General features: G+C 34.8%; 18 protein-coding genes. 3 read left to right on the plus strand and 15 right to left on the minus strand.

The annotated features are described in order from the left end of the window. The 14 genes from coaD to HMPREF9131_RS08145 all read right to left on the minus strand — a co-directional run. Positions 1-349, minus strand: a 349-nt coding sequence (coaD, locus tag HMPREF9131_RS05950; RefSeq protein ID WP_009345981.1) for a pantetheine-phosphate adenylyltransferase, incomplete at its 3' end; no start/stop codon positions are given. Next, entirely contained in the window at positions 327-893 is a 567-nt protein-coding gene (gene rsmD / locus HMPREF9131_RS05955; protein ID WP_009345967.1) for a 16S rRNA (guanine(966)-N(2))-methyltransferase RsmD, read from the minus strand. The genes rsmD and coaD, both read right to left, overlap by 23 nt. A gap of 89 nt (positions 894-982) precedes the next feature. After that, a complete protein-coding gene (gene recG, locus HMPREF9131_RS05960) occupies positions 983-3,007 on the minus strand; it encodes an ATP-dependent DNA helicase RecG (protein WP_009345982.1) in 2,025 nt (674 codons plus the stop codon). Positions 3,008-3,049: 42 nt separating this feature from the next. Continuing rightward, positions 3,050-4,711, minus strand: coding sequence for a DAK2 domain-containing protein (locus HMPREF9131_RS05965; RefSeq protein ID WP_009345972.1), 1,662 nt, complete (start codon positions 4,709-4,711; stop codon positions 3,050-3,052). 11 nt (positions 4,712-4,722) lie between these two features. After that, on the minus strand, positions 4,723-5,076 hold the full coding sequence (locus tag HMPREF9131_RS05970) for an Asp23/Gls24 family envelope stress response protein (RefSeq protein ID WP_009345966.1): 354 nt from the start codon (positions 5,074-5,076) through the stop codon (positions 4,723-4,725). A gap of 187 nt (positions 5,077-5,263) precedes the next feature. Continuing rightward, positions 5,264-6,076, minus strand: a complete 813-nt coding sequence (locus HMPREF9131_RS05975) for an ADP-ribosylglycohydrolase family protein (protein WP_009345977.1) — start codon at positions 6,074-6,076, stop codon at positions 5,264-5,266. Positions 6,077-6,157: 81 nt separating this feature from the next. Beyond that, a complete protein-coding gene (locus tag HMPREF9131_RS05980; protein WP_009345986.1) occupies positions 6,158-7,951 on the minus strand; it encodes an oleate hydratase in 1,794 nt (597 codons plus the stop codon). A gap of 954 nt (positions 7,952-8,905) precedes the next feature. Next, positions 8,906-9,712 (minus strand): DUF4428 domain-containing protein, encoded by an 807-nt coding sequence (locus HMPREF9131_RS05985; protein ID WP_009345985.1) that lies wholly within the window; start codon positions 9,710-9,712, stop codon positions 8,906-8,908. Between the two features lie 82 nt (positions 9,713-9,794). Further along, positions 9,795-10,367, minus strand: coding sequence for a hypothetical protein (locus tag HMPREF9131_RS05990; protein ID WP_009345979.1), 573 nt, complete (start codon positions 10,365-10,367; stop codon positions 9,795-9,797). A gap of 279 nt (positions 10,368-10,646) precedes the next feature. After that, positions 10,647-12,104, minus strand: coding sequence for a hypothetical protein (locus HMPREF9131_RS05995; protein WP_009345969.1), 1,458 nt, complete (start codon positions 12,102-12,104; stop codon positions 10,647-10,649). A gap of 20 nt (positions 12,105-12,124) precedes the next feature. Next, positions 12,125-12,340 (minus strand): hypothetical protein, encoded by a 216-nt coding sequence (locus HMPREF9131_RS06000; RefSeq protein WP_036744473.1) that lies wholly within the window; start codon positions 12,338-12,340, stop codon positions 12,125-12,127. Positions 12,341-12,497: 157 nt separating this feature from the next. Then, positions 12,498-14,021, minus strand: coding sequence for a TFIIB-type zinc ribbon-containing protein (locus tag HMPREF9131_RS06005; protein WP_009345970.1), 1,524 nt, complete (start codon positions 14,019-14,021; stop codon positions 12,498-12,500). 8 nt (positions 14,022-14,029) lie between these two features. Further along, positions 14,030-15,283: an SPFH domain-containing protein gene (locus HMPREF9131_RS08890; RefSeq protein ID WP_009345964.1), complete on the minus strand. Its 1,254-nt coding sequence runs from the start codon at positions 15,281-15,283 to the stop codon at positions 14,030-14,032. A gap of 26 nt (positions 15,284-15,309) precedes the next feature. Then, positions 15,310-16,032 (minus strand): copper amine oxidase N-terminal domain-containing protein, encoded by a 723-nt coding sequence (locus tag HMPREF9131_RS08145; RefSeq protein WP_050784466.1) that lies wholly within the window; start codon positions 16,030-16,032, stop codon positions 15,310-15,312. A 238-nt stretch (positions 16,033-16,270) separates the two neighbouring features. Here HMPREF9131_RS08145 and HMPREF9131_RS06020 point away from each other — a divergent pair, with 238 nt between their 5' ends. From HMPREF9131_RS06020 to HMPREF9131_RS06030, 3 genes are read left to right on the plus strand one after another with little or no spacing between them, the layout of a single operon-like run. Beyond that, complete coding sequence (locus HMPREF9131_RS06020; protein WP_009345980.1) at positions 16,271-17,935, plus strand: hypothetical protein; 1,665 nt, start codon at positions 16,271-16,273, stop codon at positions 17,933-17,935. After that, complete coding sequence (locus HMPREF9131_RS06025; protein WP_009345963.1) at positions 17,922-19,211, plus strand: sensor histidine kinase; 1,290 nt, start codon at positions 17,922-17,924, stop codon at positions 19,209-19,211. The genes HMPREF9131_RS06020 and HMPREF9131_RS06025 overlap by 14 nt, the downstream gene beginning before the upstream one ends. After that, positions 19,201-19,827, plus strand: coding sequence for a response regulator transcription factor (locus tag HMPREF9131_RS06030; RefSeq protein WP_009345983.1), 627 nt, complete (start codon positions 19,201-19,203; stop codon positions 19,825-19,827). The genes HMPREF9131_RS06025 and HMPREF9131_RS06030 overlap by 11 nt, the downstream gene beginning before the upstream one ends. A 126-nt stretch (positions 19,828-19,953) precedes the next feature. Here HMPREF9131_RS06030 and rpmB read toward each other — a convergent pair whose 3' ends face one another. Then, a complete protein-coding gene (rpmB, locus tag HMPREF9131_RS06035; RefSeq protein WP_004824087.1) occupies positions 19,954-20,145 on the minus strand; it encodes a 50S ribosomal protein L28 in 192 nt (63 codons plus the stop codon). Positions 20,146-20,192 lie beyond the last annotated feature (47 nt).

Below are 20,192 nucleotides of genomic sequence, written 5' to 3' on the forward strand. Positions count from 1 at the left end.
ATAAAAATACTGTCTCTACCCCATCTTTATAATGCATATTTGCCATGGCAAGAGTGTATTCACTTAAATAATCAGAAGCTGATCTCAAGCCTCTAACTATAACTTTACAATTTTTCTTTTTTGCATAATCTACAAGAAGTCCACTAAATGAATCAATTTCTATATTTTCATCATCTTTTAAAACTTCTTTAAGTAAGTATAGCCTTTCCTCTGTTGTAAATAATGATTTTTTGCTGACATTGTCTAGTACAGCTACAATTACGTGACCAAAAATAGATTTTGCCCTTTCAATAATATCTAAGTGACCATTAGTTACAGGATCAAAACTACCCGCATATATTACTTTCATTTACAAAACTCCATATTGATAGGCTCGTGTTTCCATATTTTTTGTTTTTTATTTCTGAGAAACCCTCAGGTAATTCAAAAGTATCATCAGTCTTATGTTCTATTATTAAAAGACCATCTTTTTTTAATAATCTGTTTTCTTTTATTAAATTAATTGAATCTATATAATAATCTCTTTTCATAAATGGAGGATCCATATATATATAAGAAAAAGTTTCAGATAAAAAAGATTCTAAAGCTTTTTTATAATCCATTTTTAATACTTTTGACTTATCTTTAAGCCTACGCTTTTCTATATTTGAAGTAATTACATTATAGCTTTGAGATGAATTATCCACAAAATAGGAAAAATCAACACCTCTTGATAAAAATTCAAGACCATTACAACCGCTACCAGCAAATAAATCTAGAACGGTTCCTCCATTAAAATATTGACCTAAAATGTTAAAAAGGCTTTCTCTTATTCTATCAAGAGTAGGTCTTGTATTTAATCCCAAAGGGGCTGAAAGTTTTATACCTCTACAATCTCCACCTATAATTCTCATAAGTCCTCCAATTAAGTATTATTTTAACATAATACTTTAAAATTAAAAAGTCTTTGATGGGATATTTATGAGTTTATTAGAAGAATATTCTACATATTTTCTTGGAACTCATCAACAAATTTTTTGAGATTTTTATATTTACCTGTTAGATCTATATCTTCTTTTAAAATATTTTTCGCATCAGTTGACGCATAAGAAAGTATTTTTTGGTCTTTTAATGGATTTGCAAGTCTTAGATTTGGAATACCAGATTGTCTTACACCCAAAATATCTCCAAAACCTCTCAATTCCAAATCTTTATTAGCAATATAAAATCCATCTGTTGAATCAGTCATTATTTTCATTCTTCTCCAAGATATTTCGCTTTTTGAATTATTAAATAATATACAGTAACTTTGAGCATCTCCTCTACCAACTCTGCCTCTAAGTTGATGCAAGGTTGATAATCCAAATCTTTCAGCATTATAAATCATCATTACAGTAGCATTAGCCACATTTATTCCCACTTCAATTACTGTAGTGGAAACGATTAAATCAATTTTTCTATTTTTAAAATCCTCCATAACTTTGTTTTTTTCATCAGTTGAAAGTCTGCCATGAAGTAAGGCAAGTTTATAATTTTTAAAAAATTTCTTTAAATCTTTAAAAACTTTTTCAACTGACTCTAAATTTTCAAAATCTTCATTATCCTCGATCAATGAGCATATTACATATGCTTGGTGACCAGCATTTAATTCTTTTTCTATAAAAGTTAAGGCTTCATTTACTTGTGAACTATTAATAGCTAGAGTTTTAATATTTTTTCTGCCTCCTGGCATTGTATCAATAATTGATGTATCAAGGTCTGCATAAAGTATTAGCGATAGGGTTCTCGGTATTGGAGTAGCACTCATAATTATATTACATGCCTTATCATTTTTATATCTTAATTTACTTCTTTGAATTACTCCAAATCTATGTTGTTCATCAATAACATTGAGTCCTAAATTAAAAAATTTCACATCATCTTCTATTAGAGAATGTGTGCCTATTAAAATATCAATCAAGCCATTTGCTGTATTTGTCAAAATTTCTTTCTTAACTTTACTTGAAGTTGAACCTACAAGTAATTTAATTCTAACTCCATAATCTTCTAATAAACTGTTAAAATTTTCAAAATGTTGCTTTGCTAAAATTTCAGTTGGTGCCATAATAGCACATTGATATCCGTTTAAAACAGCTACTAGGGATAAAATTATAGATACAATAGTTTTTCCACTTCCTACATCTCCTTGAATAAGCCTATTAACAGATTTTCCATTTTGCATATCACCCGTTATATCTTTAAGAACTTTCTCCTGACCGGATGTTAATTTGTAGGGTAGGTTATTTATAAATTCATAAATTTTATTAGGAATGTTAAATTTTATACCATGTGATGAATTATTCTTATTTTGCATACTTAATATTGAAAGTTCAAAAAATAATAATTCTTCATAGACAAGCCTTTGTTTTGATAGAGCGTAGGATTTTCTATTTTCAGGTCTGTGAATATTTTTTATAGCTCTATTTTTATCAATTAAGGAGTATTTTTTTATCAAGTCATTAGGAATGCATTCTTCAAATAAATTTTTATCTATTACTTGGTCTATTAAATAATCTATATTATTATTTGTTAATCCCTTTGTTTGATTATAAATACCTCTAATCCTTCCAAGATTTCTTATATTATCAACCTTTTCAATTTCAGGACTTGTGAGTTGAATTCTTCCTCTAAATCTTTCATATTTACCATAAATCAAATAGGTTTCACCAAAATCTATTGTATTTTTTATAAATCTATTGTTAAAAAAAATTAGCTTGGCTTCAGCACTATCATCTTCTATAAGAAAAGATGTAATGCTTAATCCTCTTCTGATATTCCTATTATCAAGTAAAGATAATATTCTACATCTAAAAGTAGCTTTTTCTCCTATGATACCTTCTGATAATTTTAATATTTTAGAAGAGTCTTCATACCTTCTTGGATAAAAATAAAGTAAATCTTTAATTGAAAAAATTCCAATATTATTAAGTAGTTTTAATCTTTTTGGTCCTACTGATTTTAAATTTTTAATATTATCATCAATATTCATGATTCACCTTCTAAAAAAAGGAGCCTCAGGCTCCTTTAATATTTAATCAAGAGAAATTATATAATAGTAAATTGGCTGTTCGGCCTTTATTAACTCAGTATCACAGTCAGGATATTTCTCCCTTAATTTCTTATCAAGGTTTTGAGCATCTTCATCCTTTATGTCAACACCATAATATAAAGTAATAAGGGTTTTATCTTCATCCATCATTTTATCAATTGTATCAAGTACTACATCATCAAGAATTTTTCCAGAAGCTTGTAATTTTTTGTTGGAAATACTGATAAAATCACCTTTATTTACTTCTTTACCATCCATAGTTGTGTCACGAACGGCATAAGTTACCTGAGCATCAACAACACTTTGTAATGCTTGAATCATATTCTCTTTATTTTCATCATTAGATTTTAACTCATTAAATGCAAGCATAGCCGCAACGCCTTGTGGAATTGATTTAGAAGGAATTACAACTATATCCTTAGTAGAAATATCACGAGCAGCTTCTGCTGCTAAAATAATATTAGAATTATTTGGAAGAATATAAATTCTATCAGCGTTAATTTCTTCAATACCTTTTAAAATATCCTCAGTAGATGGATTCATAGTTTGTCCTCCACTTACTATAAAATCAATTCCTAAGGATTTAAAAAGCTCGCTTATTCCATTACCCATAGAAACAGCTAAAAATCCATTAGCTTTAGGTTTTTTTGAGATTTTTTCTTCTCTTTCTCTTGCCTTTTTAACTTCACTATCATCAAAAAGAATTTCTCTGTGTTGATACCTCATATTATCAATCTTTATATCCTGTAATAAACCTAATTCGCAAGCATATTCTAGAGCTTTTCCAGGATGATTTGTGTGGACATGAACTTTTATTATTCCACTTCCACCACCTCCAACTACTAGAAGGCAATCACCTATAGGTGAAAGCTTTGAGCGTAAGTCAGCAATATCTTCTGAGTCAGTATGGATGACAAATTCAGTACAGTATCCATATTTTAATGATGTATCCGCTTGACCAAAGTCAATTTCTTTTTGAGCTTTTTTCTTTAGTATTTCATCTTCAGTTAAGTTGCTAATTTTTTCACCTTTAATAACCAGTAAAGCTCCCTCTAATAAAACAACAAGACCCTTACCTCCAGCATCAACAACTTCAGCTTCTTTTAAAACTTCAAGTTTTTCAGGTGTTTTGTCTAAAGAAATGTTAGCAGCTTCTATTACATTTGTTAAAAATTCTTCAAAATTATCGTATCTATTTTGTGCTTTTAAAGCGAAATCCGCTGTTTCTCTACCAACTGTTAAAATTGTACCTTCAACTGGTTTCATAACTGCTTTATAAGTAGTATCAGAGGCTTTTTTGAAAGCAAGAGCCATCTCCGAAATACTAGCTTCATCCTTATCTTTTAATCCTTCAGAAAGACCTCTTAAAAATTGGGATAAAATTACGCCTGAATTACCTCTAGCTCCCATAAGTGCCCCTCTTGCAGCCAATAAAGCAACATCAGAAACACTTGGATTATCACCTAAGCTTTCAATTTGTTTTAAGGCTGATTTCCCAGTAAGGCTCATATTTGTACCTGTATCTCCATCTGGTACCGGAAAAACATTTAATGCGTTAACTTCTTCTTTTTTAGAAATAAGATAATTAACCGCTCCCTTAAAAATTTCTCTTAATAAATTACCATTTATAACTTTAGTTTCCAATTTACCCTCCACTATTTCAATCTTATTCCTTCAACAAGGACTTCAATATTATCAATAGTAAGGCCAGTAAGGTTTTCTATATTAAATTTAACTCTTTCTATAATATTTTGTCCTACTACGGAAATTTTAACTCCATATTCCAATACCACATGAAGTTCTATATTAATTTGATTATTTTCAGTATTAACTTTTATTCCCTTGGAAAGATTTTCAAATTTTAATAATTCAAAAATACCATCAGCTGCATTTTTTGATGCCATTCCCACTATTCCATACGATTCCATAGCGGAAATTCCTGCAATATTTGCTATTACACTATTATCTATTACAATACTACCAAGTTCAGAATTAATAATTGCCGGCATTTGGGCACCTCCTCATTTCTCTATTTATTATAGCAGAAAATTGAAATTAATAACACTATCTATTATTTACAATTGAATTTTATTAGATATAAAAAAGTTATTAGTATGAAATGAATTTAAAAAATGTAAATATATTATAAATATAATACAAATAAAAAAGAGCCCCTAATGCAGGATTTTGTATTGCTTATATTTGATTTTCCAAATATTCTACAAATTTTTCAATTTGCTCTTTTACATTTTCGTCTAATTTGTCAATCCATCTTTTAGGAATTGTAGAATATCCGTAAATTGAACCACTTAAACTTGCTGCAATTGCAGCTATCGTGTCAGAATCTCCCCCGTGATTTACAGCGTTTATAATGCAATCTTCAATTGAATTTTCCTTCGCCCAATATATCGCATTATTAAAAGTATTCACAATATATCCTGATGGCTTGAGAAGTTGTTTATCTTCAAGCTCATGAGTTTTTCCATTGATGTTATCACGTATGATTTGTGTGTATTCTCGTAAAATTTCATCACACATTTCGTTATTGTGAGTTAGTCTTCCTTGTTTTATGTTCAGTTCTTCTGAATATTCGTTATCTAATAATACACATGGAAGTGCTCTCATCAAGCTTCCGTTTCCAAGCGCTGTTCCATCTTCTTCTATAAATATTTCGTATTGAATATAATGCTCGATAGCAGATTTGCATTGATTTCCAATATCTCTAGGATGAGTATTGTACCAATCCACGAAAAGTTCCATTGTATTTTTTTCAAAATTATCATTGTCATTTTCCATCAAAGATTTCATAATGCAAATACTCATATCAGTATCATCGGTGCATTCTCCTGGATTCAAATCAAGCCATCCTCCACCTAAAATATCTGTAATTTTACCGTAATTTTTATGGATTTCCTCTTCTGTCATAAATTCAGTCGTAGCACTCATGCTATCGCCTATTGCAAATGCATACAACGCACCTTTGATTCTGTCTTTGTAATCAGAGTTCATTTTTTCATCCCCTTTTGTATATTTTATTACAAATTAAAAAAAAATATCCCCAGAAAATTAATTCCAGGGATACTAACAAATCTAAATCAAATTATTTTCTTTTAACATTAATTCGATATCAGTGTCTTCTATTTTCTTACCAATACTATGAGCTAACAATTTTGGAATTGGTAGGTCTGGTTTTTCGTAATCATTAAGTGCACTAACTGCATTTAATAAATATCTCAAATCATATCTTGAAGCGTATACTTCAGGAATTCCCTTTTCAACATGACACAATGCATACACAGCTTCCATTGCAGTTCTTCCAGAATATTCTGTAGTAAATACAGTATCTCTACCAGGTTTGTCCAATGTTTCTGCAAATTGTCCAAGGAATGCAAAGTTCACAGCTCCTTTAGGAACTACGTAAGGTCTGTCACCAAATTCACGAGGTTCAAAATGACTTGTAATATATGGCATCATTACAGGAATTGCTGAGCAATCTTGTGATAATTGATCGATTTCTGCTTCAGGAACACCAATATGATACAACCATTCTTTTGTGATTTCTTTTCCTGTACAATCTCTCATAGGTTTTTTGATATAATTTCCGTCTTTGTCAGTAAATAATCCGTAAACCCAAACGCAAATATCTTCTTTTGGTTGACCAACATATTGTGGTTGTCTGTTAATTGTCCAGCTCATCAACCAATTTGAATCCTTAACAGTTACGATACCACCTGTAACAACTTTTCCTGTGTAAGGATTTCTCTTAGTAATATTTTCGATATAGTCGATAACTTTACCACCATGAACAGTTACTGTACATGATTCCCAGTTAGTTCTTTCAACATTTTTACAGAATTTGTCAGGTTTTCCGAATTCATCTGATTTTAATGCAATATTTCTCCATAAATCCCAGCTTCCACCAAGATCAGCACTCAAAGTTGCTGCAGTTTCATCGTCACCGTAGCTTGATGATTCAGTCATCGATCCATTAGTTATAAACACCAAATCATTTTCAGTTAAATCAATTGATTTGTCTTCGCCTTTGTTTGATTCCATCACCAATCTTTTGGCTACTTTCTTCTCAGCAGTTATATCAAAATCAACATCTTTTACAGTGATTCCGTATTCAAATTTAACACCTTTTTCTTCTAACCATTTAACTATCGGTTTAACGATAGATTCGTATTGATCGTATTGAGTAAATTGAAGAGCTGAAAGTGTAGGAAGTCCTCCAACATGGTGGATAAATCTGTTCAAATATAATTTCATTTCCAAAGCACTATTCCAGTTTTGGAATGCAAACATTGATCTCCACAAAATCCAGAAATCACTATTCAAAGTTTCTTCTGAGAAAATTTCATCAATTTGTTTGTTTTGTAATTTTTCATCTTTTGTGATTGTAAGCTCTGCAATTTCCTTCAAAGCTTTGTCTGATAAGTTGAATTTTTCTTCGTCATATCTTTTACCATTTTCGTGAGTTATACGACATTTACTGAAATTTGGATCGTCTAAATTAATGTAGAAGAAATGATCTAGTATTGATTCTTCTGGATTTTCAGAAGATGGAATCGCACTGTACAAGTCCCACAAAATTTCAAAATGGTGACCCATCTCTCTACCACCTCTGGCAACATATCCTCTGTGTTCAGGCTTAAATTCTCCATCTAAACTTCCACCAGGCAATTCTAATTGTTCAATAAAAGTAATATTTTCTCCTTTCATATGAGCATCTTTTACTAAAAATCCACCCGCAGCCAATGCAGCAAGACCAGTACCTATAATGTAGGCTTTCTTATCATCTATATCTTTTGGTTTTCTTGCATGAACTAAAGAGTGGTAATTACCATTAACAAATTTGACTCTTTCATCATAACTATTATTCATTAAATAACATCTCCTTTTCTTTGTAAGAAAATTTTAAACTCGTGGAATCATCAGTTCAAATCTTTTGTTATTTCTGTATACCCACTTTTTTTAAATTATCTAACACTTTTCCTTATGTTTTTTTATTGTTTTTCTTAGAAATATTTATCAAACATAAAAACATTTATATTCAATAAAAATATGATAAAATGATTTTAGATGTGATAGGTTGTAAAATTAAATGAATTTAAAAAATGTAAATATATTATAAATATAATACAAATAAAAAAGGGACCTAAAGGCTAATTGAATTAGGGATTTTAGAAAAACTAATTTAAAGAGTCTTTAGGTGGCAAGAGAAAAGGTTAAGAACAGAGATATTCTTAGCCTTTTTAACTTGATTAATTGTATAATAATAGATTTCTATTTTCTTGACTTATCTATCATAGTACGGGAATATGTGTATATCAAAAAGGAAAAGTTGGATCAGCCATTAACTTTTTAGATATGGCTGTAACAGCAAAAAAATATGCCGATAGACTTCATGTTGAATTTTGGGAAGTATCATACGGCAAACGGAACAGAGGAAGAATTCAAGATTTTTTGTGAAGCCGAAACATTGAGCCAGGAAATAAACAAAGCTTATATTGAGTTAAAACTTATGAGAAAATAAGCAATTAAGCATTTAATAGAAACCGTGAAATAGTTTGTGTATAGAAACTCCTCCTGATAAGATAATAATAATCAGGAGGAATTTTTATGGCAAGAAAAAAAGACCAGAAACAAGACTTGCAACATAGTCAAGTATTGTGTAAGATGTTGATATTTAAGCTGTTCTCGAGGAGAAAAATTGCTTTAAATTGTTGTTCCCGGAGATATTCTTTTCCTGAGTAGCATTAAAAAACTTACTCAGCGTATTTGTTTAAACTAAGTAAGTTTTTTTCATTTCAATCTCAAAACTTAAAGAGTTCGGATTTATAACCAATCCCTCGTGGATTTAAAGGCTGGTTCCCTTTGCTGACCGGTGAGCAGCTCCACTACTTTGCTTCCAACATTGACCATTTTGTCGAATTGCTCTATGTTAAAATCAGTCATTGTAGTCGAGCCCTTTGGACCATATCCGCCTGGTGAACTTGACATGGCGAAATTGGAACGATGGAGAAAGTCATTGCCATTCAGTTGTTTCTCCTTCCAAACGTAAAATCCGGTTGCCTTTTCTAAAATTGACGGTGCTCGATAGCCGTCTGCATCATCCCCGCCATCTATGGCAATCTGATGCAGTCTGAATTCAATCTCCTTTATATAGGGATTATTCAATCTCACAGAGAGCAGGAAATGATATTTGTATGAGTAATGTGGCGGATGGTATGGCTTTTTCTCTCCGTCTATCTTCTTTTTAATTTCCTTCTTTTTCTCCTCAACGGTTAGCATAGCGTCTACTATCTCATCAAGTGAAAAGACATCTGCTTCTTCTTTCTTCGTTCCGCTTTCGATTAAAACGAATTTTCCTTCGTCGTGATTGATTAAAAGCAGGTCTTTTCCATCTAGTTGAACGCTATCGTCCGCTTGGAATGCAATGACTTCTTCTCTCGTCGATTCACGCCATGCGATGTGGTCGCGTATCTCTTTTTCAGTATGAACCTTGTCTTTGTGATCAAAGAATGGGGAAAGCTTCTTTTGGCAGTTACCACAGACGAAGTCATCGTTCTCGAGCTTTAGCCTCGAGAGAAGCCCTGCCTTTTCACTGCATATTACACATATTTTTTTACTGAAAAGTCCCATATCTGCTACCTCCTTAAAACATTTTTATTTTTGACGATCCATCTTAGACAAAATAAAGGCGACTAAGATAATTGTTGACTGTCTATTTATTGATTTTGTACTCTATAGAGTTCAGCATGTCGCTTACGCCATCTTTGTCGATAAGCCCGACGACTGTAATGTATACGGGAGTCCCGTCCACAACGCCGTAATATTCGTTTGCATCAGCTCCATTTCTTGTCAAATCGAATTTGACATAATCCACCTCTCCAAGTTTCACGCACGTCTTGTTGTCAAATGTGCCTACAACACCTGATGCCTTTTCTTCACTTGCCTTTGCGTCAAGATCGGCATTAAGTTTGTCCATGGTGTAATCCGTCGTTCCTTCCTTATATCCCTTGAGAGTAAAGCCCACCAAAGAATTGAGCGTTCCGTCCGGATCAACTGCGTCAATTTGTATATACTCGGTGTTGTTATCATCCTGCTTGTCCTTTGGGAAAATCATGATCTGCTCATAACCTTCCTGTGGTTTTGCCACATAGCCATCTGTAGGGGTTACGCTTATTACCTTGTTCGTAGATTGAACAGCAGTGCTCTTTTCCTTGCTTCCGCAGGCTGTCATACCCACGGATAATATCACGCACATAGTAATGGTCAATAATATCTTCTTTTTCATTTTAGTTTTACCTCCATAAATTTTTATATTTGTATTAACTTTTCTGCAGGATCTATATTTTGATTTTGTTGTGGCTACTGAGACTAGCCACTGAAATTAGGCTGATAGGCATCGTCGACTGCCTTTGTAAGCTCTTGATACTTGACTATCTTGCACCCCCTCTCGAGTCGAATGGATTTGGTATTAATAGTAGAAGGATTAATAAGATTATCTTCTTCTTTTTACTTAATTTCCTTTCTTCATAAATTGCCCTTTTCATATCGTTTATTCGATTATTAATCAACCCTTGCCCATTATGGACAAGATTCTATCAAACATCATTGGTGAAGAGGTTTCCTTGTTAACTAAACTATTCCAATCGAGGATCTCTTCTCCATCTTTTATTTCCTCCGGTAACATCAAACTGCCTTCCTTTAGACTGATTGAAGGGGAGAACTCAAAAGTGTCGTCTCTGTACCTGATGGTGATCTTACCATTTGGAGCGATGTCACTTATATTTTGCATGACAAATGTGATTCCACTGCTTGAAAGGGCATCTAGGTATAGATTTTCAACCTCTTTTAATTTTCCATCCTCAAAAAGTTGCAGTTCCTTTAGAGAAACTGAAGCGTTTTTGTACTTAGGAATTACTAGGTAACATTGTTCTCCATTTAAGTAAGGTCTGTCGCCTACTTCGCTATCTTTCATTGAAATAAGCATGTTTGGATCTTCGTAATTAGTAAAAATACTTGTCCAAGCATATAGCTTTTCAAGAGGAGCTTTCAAGGTATTCTCATCGTAACAAGAGCCAAGATAGATTACAAAGGCCTTGTACTTTTCGTTATTTGGATCGACACCGAGTCTTCTTGCCATTCTTAAATATTCATCGGAAATCTCACTTTTATTGAATCTATCTATCTTTAGTTTTAGAAGCGCTGGCAGCTGTCCCATGTCCACGTTTAAATATTGAGTAAAGGCAAGTGTAGGTGTGCCCACTTCGTCTATGAAAATTTGACAATTTTTGTAATCGTAACTATCCCATAGATCGTTTAGAATCTTTCCGGTGTGGTTGGAAGGATTATAGACGTAGGAAGAATCAGTTACATCGCTATAGTAGATTTTCGCAGCCATGGATTGTTCCTCACTCACACTATTTTCAATCATCCCGAGGATCTCTTCCTTCTCTATGCCCATGCTCTTCATAAGCTCTTCGTCATTTATTAATTTTCCATCAGGAAGAGAGAAGTTAAACACTCTGTAAATTGGAAACTCGCCCTCCCAAATATTGGCAACTTCGACCATGATACTTAGCACACGGTCATCTTGATAAACATAAAAAGAGGAGTTTATTCCACTATCGTAATCTACCATATCCTTTTTATGAGTAGTATATAGATTCTTTATATCTTTTACCAAGCCATCAATCTCATCGTTTGCCGCTTTGGCGTCCTTAGAATCCAAAAGAATCCTAGGCACGTGGATGCCAAAATCCCTCTTTGCAAAATCTATGTATTTTTCATCGACGAAGTCCTTCCAAACTTCTCTGTCCTCAACGTAGGAAGACATTGAACCGATCACCGCTCCGTCAACAGGCTTTAAATTTTCCTTAACTTTAGAAGTATCCTTAGAATCTTCCACCGCAAAATTTGCATTTGCATCTTTATTTTCTACTTTCGGCGAACTTTTACCATTTTTGCAACCAGCAAGAAGCACCATCGCCACCATAAAAATAATTAAAAATTTAAAATTTCTTTTCATAATATCCCTCACATTTCCGCTTAACTATATTGTGGAACAGGTAAAGTCGGAGGAACGCTTCCTATATCTTTCCATACTGCTTTGATATTTTTATTTCCATTTAATACTATGTTATCGCCAACATTCTTTTCTGTTCCATCTACTTGCCATACTTTGAATTCTTTGCCTACTGGTGGTGTAAATCCACATGCTGGTAATTTGTATGATTCGTCCTTATTCTTAGTTACATCCGCCATGGTTCCGGTACCACGATTTTTGTCGAATGTGATTTTAACTGTTTCTCGTGTTGGTGGTTCTGGTGCTTTTCTTTGTACTTAATTACGACAGTTTTATATCCGTCCATAGTTAGGACTAAAGAATTTCTACTTACAGTTGTTGCTGTCCCATTTACTTTTACTTCTTCTTGTCAAAAGTCTCGTTTAGTTTCTTTTTATTTTCTTCAACTTCGTCTAAAATTCCCTTTTCTTTTGCCTTATTAAGGTGTTTGTCCTTGGTTATTTCGAGCCTGTTGCCCTTTAATTCACTTGAGTTTTCGCCTTCGATATAAGATTCTACAAGTCCTTTTAGATTTTTTACAAACTTATCTTCACAAACTAGGTTACTTATTTCGTGCTTGGTTTCTACTTCGTAGTGGTGTCTTTCGTCTGAGTTTCTATACCTTGCGTAGATTGTGTAGAAGAAGACGAATCCTGATACTAATAGCAACCAGAAGAACTGTCTTGAGTCTTGGAATTTTGTATCGTCAAACATGCTCATTGCTGCAACTAAATTCAAGACAAATGCTGCTAGTCCGCCTAAGATTTCCACCAATACTGATGCGAAGAATAGTTTCGTGAAGTTTATAGGTACGCTACCCATGGTTTCCTTGGTCCTTGCGTTTACTGCCACGTAGTGAAGGAGGTTCTTACCTTTTTTCTTTTCCATATAGCTGTAGAGCCATACTGGTAGGTAGGCTGCCTTCCATGAATCGCCTTTTACTTTGTAGTCTTCGTCCTCCCATCTTACGCCTCTGTCGTATTCTTCCACAGTATCCTTTGCCGCAAGTCTTGCTACGTCGGAGCTTTGTGCAAAGACTGTTTCTCTTAGAAAATCGATATTGCTATCTCTCTTCTCTGAGGTGTAGCCCTTCATGTAGTTGGCGTTGAACTTCACAGAGTTTTCTGTGTCAAAGGGCATGATGGCGTTTATGATGTTTGTAGTCTTGTCCTTGGCTGTGTAATCCAGTTTGTCGCTGGATGATTCTATGGACAGATCATCTATAAATATATCGAAGTCCCTTTCGATTTCGTAGCTATCTGCATCGTACTCTGTATGTTTGTCGTCCCCTGTGCCGACTTCGTAACTATTCGTTTCTATTTGACCTTCGCCCCATAGGTGCATGTGGGCGTTTACATCCACAAGCATGTATGGAAGGTAGACTCCACAGATATTCTCTGTGGTAAACTCTCTTGTGAACTTTGGATGGGCAAAGAATCTTCTCTGTTTGACGAAGTCCTCTATTTCTCTTTGTGCGTCGCTCTTTGTGACGCTAAAAGGAAGGATGACGTCTGGCACTGCTCCATTCGGTATGATATTGTTGATAGATAGAGTGTTGCGGCACCAGTGACATCTTGCTTGGGTGGTGGTGTTGGTCTCTATGACTACTTCTGCGCCACAGCTTTCGCATTTAACTGTCACCAAGCTTTGCGCTGCTTCGTCTATGTCTGCGGCTCCACTTCCCATAGTAGTTCCTTCCAATGTACTTATGTCTTGATCTTCTGGTGCGAGCTCTGGTTCGAATTCAGTTCTACAGAAATTACATCTGAGCTTACCGGTCTTGGTGTTGGTCTCTATTTCTGTTGAGCCACACTTAGGACATTTGATCTGACCATCCTTTAAGCCGCTTGTCATATCTATTATTTTTACATCGTCCTTCATAAGATCACCTATAGTCCTAGTAATTCTCTCTTAATTTTGTCAAATTCTTCTTGGCTTATGACTTCTGCATCGAGAAGTTTCTTCATCTTGATTAATTTTTCTGTTGGATCTTCTGGTGGTTGACTTTGTACTTGGTTTTGATTTTGACCTTGATTTTGGGTTTGGTCATAATAGCCTTGGTTTTGATTTATCTGACCGCCACCAAAATTAGGTTGGTAGGAGTTTCCTGCGTTTGGCTGCTGTACTCCACCCATCATATTACCCGCTGCGTTCATGCCCATTCCCATAAATGCCATGTTTGCTCCGCCACCATTTTCTCCTGCGGCTTGCATACCTCTTGCCACTGATTGTTGCATAAATGAATTGCCACGGGACCCTGAAAGTGCGTCGGCTCTCTTGACATCCTTCATCATTTCTTTGGTGTCTTCGTCATATTCGATGGCTAAGATGGCTGTCTTCACAATTTCTAAACCGCGGGTTGTTCTCCATTCGTAACCGTCTTCAACTGCAGCTGATAGAGATTTTGCAAATCCAATTTGATCTCCTTGGATCTTGCTCATCCTATTGCCCCTGGTTGGATCGTTGGTATAGTTTGAAAATGCTGCTGATAGACTGCCAACTACTTCGTTAAATAGTTGTTCTGAAGCTTCGTTATCCATATCACCTAAATCAAAGGCTGGTGCTCCAGAACTTAGATATTTAACTGGAACGAAATTTTTTAAAAATAAGATTGGGTCCACGATTTGAACCGTGTATGTTCCTCTGGTTACTGCTCCTACTTGGGTGCCGAAGAAGGCGTCGTCCCAATAGATTTCACTTTGCGTTCCAAATCTATTGTTTGGTATTTCTTTTAGGTTTACATAGAAGAGCAGTTGGTTCGTGGCCGGTATGCCTCCAAACTTAAATTTTTCCCAGGATGTTTTGACTATGGAGTCCATCAGTCCGTTCCCTGAAAATATGGATTTCGAATTTGGATCGTCTGTGCTGTAAATATATCCGCCTATTTCTGTAATTATGCCGGTGATTGCTCCGTCTTGGATGGTTACAAGGGCAGTTCCTTCTGGAACGATGACCCTAGTTCCGTTGGTAATTACATTGTCATTTCCTTTGTAATTTTCTCCTCTATCGTTGTTTGTTCCCATTGGTACTCCTGGAAATACTGCCGCAGTTGCTGGGGCTCCTTCCATCGGTCCGTAAAAATCTTTCCATTGATCTGCGAATGTGCCGCCTAATGCGCCTGTAAATGCTTTGATAAATCCCATGTTATCCTCCTTAAATTAAATAATTTTTAATAAATTCTTTCAAATTTATCTTTAACCACGTCATATTTTAAGACCATGGTTCCAGTTTCGTTTATAAAGTAGTGTCCCACTAACTCTGCAAGTGCTTGGTCAAATGGATTATCTTTTCTAAGGGTGATCCAAAAACCGATCTCCTTCCTGCCATGATATTCTACTTCGTAATCACTTGCTTCTGCTACATATGCGTCCTTGTCAAAGACTTTCTTTTCTCTAAGTTTCTTTATAAGTTCATCTCCTGCATTGTCCACTTTGAGTAGTCCAACTGGCACAGGTTTTTCATCTATGTAGACCGCTCTTTTCTTGGCATCCCAATTGATATTCATATCGAAGAGTTCAGAAACGGCTCTAAGTGGAATGTAGGTTCTGTTATTTCTTATAAATGCAGGTGCATCTATCGGAACTGGACCAGCTTTTATCTCATCTGAGAATAAAGCCTTGTCGTCTCCTATGGTTAGAAGAATACTTGTGTGATCTTTTTCAATGGTCACAGTTAAGTCTTCTCTATGATATTCAACCTTCGCGCCGAGATCTTCTGCAATGACGCGGACCGGGACAAAGGTTCTGCTACTCTTAATGATCGGTGGCTGGTCTGATTTAATTAGCTTGTCATTTACATAGATCTTTACTTCGCTTGGTTCTTTAAATCCAGTCAGAAGTATTGCCACGAGAATCAGTAGTATGAGTTTAAATTTCTTCTGTTTCTTTGACATAGATTCCTCCTTATTGCTTGTATGGAAATATTTTTCACTTTCTGCCTTTATCTTACAAAATTATTTTCTATTGCACATCACCCGAAAGTATGATTTTTTGAAATTTTCTAACTTTTTTTAAAATTTTTTTCGAATTAGAATAAATATATTCTTTTTGATATAATTAGTTTAACAATTTCTTTATTTTGTTAAATCAATAATTGAGTAAATTTTATTTCATTTTTGGAAGGAGGCTACTATGTATCGCAAAGAAATCATTAGTTATATCGTTTCTATATTTTTGGTTTTAGCTGCATGTGTTTTGCATGCTCTTGACTACTATAATTTAGTGAATTTCCCTGTGCATACCATGGTGCTCATCCTCTATACTTTTGTTATTTTATTGTGGATACACAATATGATCAGTAGAGTCCTTAGACATTCTATAGTCACAAGATTTAAACTCATCGGTATACTTCTCATCTGTTACCTTACGGTGAGGACTATTAAGTACGAAATCTTTATAAATAATGAAGATGCGGTAAGAGTTATAAGAAACTTCTACTTCGTCTTTCCACTTATTTTAACTCAGCTCGTGTTCCTCACATCTCTTCACGTCGGTAAATCCGAGAGAGAAGGTATAAGCAAGTATTGGAATATTCTTTGGATACCTACTTGTGTATCTGCCTTATTAATCTTGACCAATGACTACCACGAACTCGTCTTCTCCGTTGACCCAAAGGTCAGAGGTCTAAATATGTACGGTCCAGTATTTTATTTCGTAATTATCTACATAGGACTTTTAGCTCTTTGCACTTTAGTATTTACAATGATGCCATCTTTTAAGAATCGTCATTTGGCTTCGGTAAATCTTCCAATCTTCATCCTATTTATATGGGGTCTTTATACTTTTCTATTCATGATTGGCTGGGAGCCTTTTGAATATATTAAAATTATTTTTAAGAGCGCAGAGTTTAACATCCTTATGGTGCTACTATTTATTGAATCCTTGGTATTTATGAGACTTTTGCCTTCCAACAGGGGCTACGAATCATTCTTACAACTTTCTTCTCTAAATATTGGGATTGTGGATTTAAATAAAGAGATGATATTCCGACCGAAAAAGTATAAAGATATTGATCTTGCTCTTGTTGACAAGGCGCTTAAATCTCCAATCTTTATCAATGAAGACACCCTTCTTGAAAGCGCAAATATTACTGGCGGCACATCATTTTGGTTTGTAGATTTTACCGATTTCAACAATCTAAAGAGAAAACTCCTTTCCATGAGTGAAGATATGCTAAACGAAAACGAACTTCTAAAGGCGTATAATGCCTTGGAGAAAAATATGATCAAGGTTGAAGAAGCAAGAGAAATCAGAGAGCACATTCAGATGAAGCTAAAGCCTCAGTTCGATCAGCTTAAATATATCTTGATGAATCTTCCTGAAGATGAAGATCTATTTGAAGTAAAATTAAAACACGCTTGTTTCTTAGATGTGTACATAAAGAGATATTCCAATCTATTCCTTATTACTAAGAATAAAAAGATTCTAGACCTTGCAGAGCTAAGGCTTGCGTTTTCCGAATCCCTCGACTATTTGAAACTAAGCGATGTTAATACGAATCTTGATTGGAATCTAAGTGGCAGGTTCGATGCCAAGTACTGTCTCGACCTCTATGAAATTTTTCAATATGCGTTGGAATTTTACATGCCTGGTATAGACATCCTCCAGGTGAGTCTGTATAGAAAGGACCGTGTACCTACCCTAAGTATTAGAATTACCGGTGTAGAGCCGAATTCTTTCTTAAGTAAGTATAAAGATACCTATGCTGATCGCAAAATCTTAATTGATGAGGATCTTGCAGAGGATGAAATAAACCTATGTATTAATCTTGGAAGGAGGAATTATGACTTTTTTTAATCTAAGCATCTACAACCTATCCGCCCTATTTCTATTTAACACCATAGTCTTGGTAGCAAGTGTAAAAATTGTTGTAGATACAGCAAATAGCAAGCTATACTCCAAGTATTTTGTACATAGTGTATTCATCTTTTTATTGAGTTTTTTCTCTATGCAAATTTTGGCAGAGATTGGAACTGGCAAACTCTACTTTGCAAAACCTATGGTAGACCTTCCCGTTTACCTATTTATAATCTTCGATTTGTTCCTATGCGCCCTTGAAATTCTCTTTGCAATAAGTTTTATAAAGACTAAGAAAAGTATCATAGGTAAGAACTCCATCAAGGAAAGTATGGACAATCTCCCTGACGGTATCTGTTTTGCAAAGCTTGACGGTACGCCCCTCTTAGTAAATAGAGTAATGCAGGATATTAGCTACGCAGTATTTGGAAACATGCTAATAAACGATGTGATCTGTGCTGAAGATGTAAGAAATAATAAAATAAAAAAGGATGCTCGTATCTTGCAACGAGATCCTCTCATAGTAGAAGCTCTGGGAGATATTTGGCAGATACAGATTGTCCATCACGAAAATGTGAGGGAAACTTTGGCGTATAAAATCACCCTTGAGTGGGGTCTGTACCAAGAGATTGAAGAAAAGAATAGACAGATTGAAAAGATTAACAAAAGTCTCAAAGAATACCAAAAGAACGTGGCAGAGTACACTAGACAGAAGGAAATCTTGCAGGCGAAAATCAAAATCCACGACAAGATCGGTCAGTCTCTAATATATTTTAAAAGATACTTGGATATGGACAAAAAGACCAAGGAAGATCGGGACAAACTCATAAACTTATGGATGGAGAGTCTCGTAATGCTCGATGAAAAAGATGATTTCTTGAGTGAAAAGGAAGATTCTTCGAAGAATGAAGCAAATTTCGAAAAACTAATCTCCACCGCAAAAGATATAGGAGTTGCTGTCCACTTGGAAGGTGAAACTCCAAGGGACGAAGGCGATCTAATTCTCTTGGTCGATATAGTTCACGAGGCACTTAACAATGCCATTCGCCACGGTCAAGCTAAAAATATATGGATTAAGTTAGATGAAGGCGATTTAAATATCCATTGCAAGATAAGAAACGACGGCATCCCATCTAAAGAACCGATAAAAGAAAAGGGCGGACTCAAAAACATCCATCAAAGGTTAAAAAGTTTTGGTGGAAAGATGAATATAGAACTTAATCCACAATTCACCTTGAACCTATCCTGGCCAAAAGGAGGAAACTATGAACTATAAAATAATGATTGTAGACGATCAGTTCGTCTCCAGAGAAATGTTTAAACTATACATCAGCCAATGCCCAGTCTACGAAGTGGTCTACTGCGTCGACACCGCCATGTTTGCAGATACCTATGTGCTAAATACTAAACTCGACCTGGTTATTATGGACATACTGATGCAGGATGGTTCAAACGGCCTCGATGCAGCAGAAAAGATAAAGAAACTAAAGCCAGAACTTAAAATAATAGCCGTTACCAGCATGCCGGAAGTATCCTGGATGGATAGAGCAAAAGAGATCGGCATCGAAAGTTTCTGGTACAAAGAAGTCTCAGAAGATACCATCTTAGAAATTATTGAAAGAACATTAAATGGAGAATCCATCTATCCCGACGAAACACCTGAAGTCAAGCTGGGACAGGTGAGCTCGTCACAACTTACTCCAAGAGAGATACAGGTCCTTCGCCTTCTCACAACAGGAGTGGGCAACGATGAAATTGCAAGTAAATTAGGCATATCGGAAAACACAGTCAAAACTCACATAGCCCACCTCCTTAGCAAGACAGGATTTAAAACGCGAACTCAACTTGCAATACAGTCACGTATTACAGGATTTGTAATTGAAGATAATTAAAACAAAAGGTGATGTTGCAGAATAGACAATTCTACTCTGTAACATCACCTTTATCTTGCCACCTAAAGACTCTCTAAATTAGTTTTTCTAAAATCCCTAATTCAATGAGCCTTAACCAGCCCCTTTTTAGATTGCACGTTCAACTTTTTTTGATCTCAAACATCTTGTACAAATATTAATTCTTTTTGTACTTCCATTAACTATAGCTTTAACTCTTCTAATATTTGGAGCCCAGCTTCTATTGCTTTTATGGTGAGAGAATGAGACCTTATTTCCGAATACTTTTTGTTTTCCACAAATATCACATCTTTTAGCCATAAGACACCTCCCAATAAATTATTAATTTAAATGCAAAAACTATTATA

The organism is Peptoniphilus sp. oral taxon 836 str. F0141, assembly GCF_000179335.1.
Taxonomy (GTDB): domain Bacteria; phylum Bacillota; class Clostridia; order Tissierellales; family Peptoniphilaceae; genus Peptoniphilus_A; species Peptoniphilus_A lacrimalis.

Bases quoted from the DNA above. Each gene is read 5' to 3' on its own strand.
- HMPREF9131_RS05990 (WP_009345979.1), bottom strand. From the start codon at position 10,367: ATGAAAAAGAAGATATTATTGACCATTACTATGTGCGTGATATTATCC.
- rpmB (WP_004824087.1), bottom strand. From the start codon at position 20,145: ATGGCTAAAAGATGTGATATTTGTGGAAAACAAAAAGTATTCGGAAAT.
- HMPREF9131_RS06025 (WP_009345963.1), top strand. From the start codon at position 17,922: ATGACTTTTTTTAATCTAAGCATCTACAACCTATCCGCCCTATTTCTA.
- HMPREF9131_RS06020 (WP_009345980.1), top strand. From the start codon at position 16,271: ATGTATCGCAAAGAAATCATTAGTTATATCGTTTCTATATTTTTGGTT.
- HMPREF9131_RS05985 (WP_009345985.1), bottom strand. From the start codon at position 9,712: ATGGGACTTTTCAGTAAAAAAATATGTGTAATATGCAGTGAAAAGGCA.
- HMPREF9131_RS05975 (WP_009345977.1), bottom strand. From the start codon at position 6,076: ATGAACTCTGATTACAAAGACAGAATCAAAGGTGCGTTGTATGCATTT.
- HMPREF9131_RS06005 (WP_009345970.1), bottom strand. From the start codon at position 14,021: ATGAAGGACGATGTAAAAATAATAGATATGACAAGCGGCTTAAAGGAT.
- HMPREF9131_RS05970 (WP_009345966.1), bottom strand. From the start codon at position 5,076: ATGCCGGCAATTATTAATTCTGAACTTGGTAGTATTGTAATAGATAAT.
- HMPREF9131_RS06000 (WP_036744473.1), bottom strand. From the start codon at position 12,340: ATGGCGGATGTAACTAAGAATAAGGACGAATCATACAAATTACCAGCA.
- HMPREF9131_RS05980 (WP_009345986.1), bottom strand. From the start codon at position 7,951: ATGAATAATAGTTATGATGAAAGAGTCAAATTTGTTAATGGTAATTAC.
- HMPREF9131_RS08890 (WP_009345964.1), bottom strand. From the start codon at position 15,283: ATGGGATTTATCAAAGCATTTACAGGCGCATTAGGCGGCACATTCGCA.
- HMPREF9131_RS08145 (WP_050784466.1), bottom strand. From the start codon at position 16,032: ATGTCAAAGAAACAGAAGAAATTTAAACTCATACTACTGATTCTCGTG.
- HMPREF9131_RS06030 (WP_009345983.1), top strand. From the start codon at position 19,201: ATGAACTATAAAATAATGATTGTAGACGATCAGTTCGTCTCCAGAGAA.
- recG (WP_009345982.1), bottom strand. From the start codon at position 3,007: ATGAATATTGATGATAATATTAAAAATTTAAAATCAGTAGGACCAAAA.
- HMPREF9131_RS05995 (WP_009345969.1), bottom strand. From the start codon at position 12,104: ATGAAAAGAAATTTTAAATTTTTAATTATTTTTATGGTGGCGATGGTG.
- rsmD (WP_009345967.1), bottom strand. From the start codon at position 893: ATGAGAATTATAGGTGGAGATTGTAGAGGTATAAAACTTTCAGCCCCT.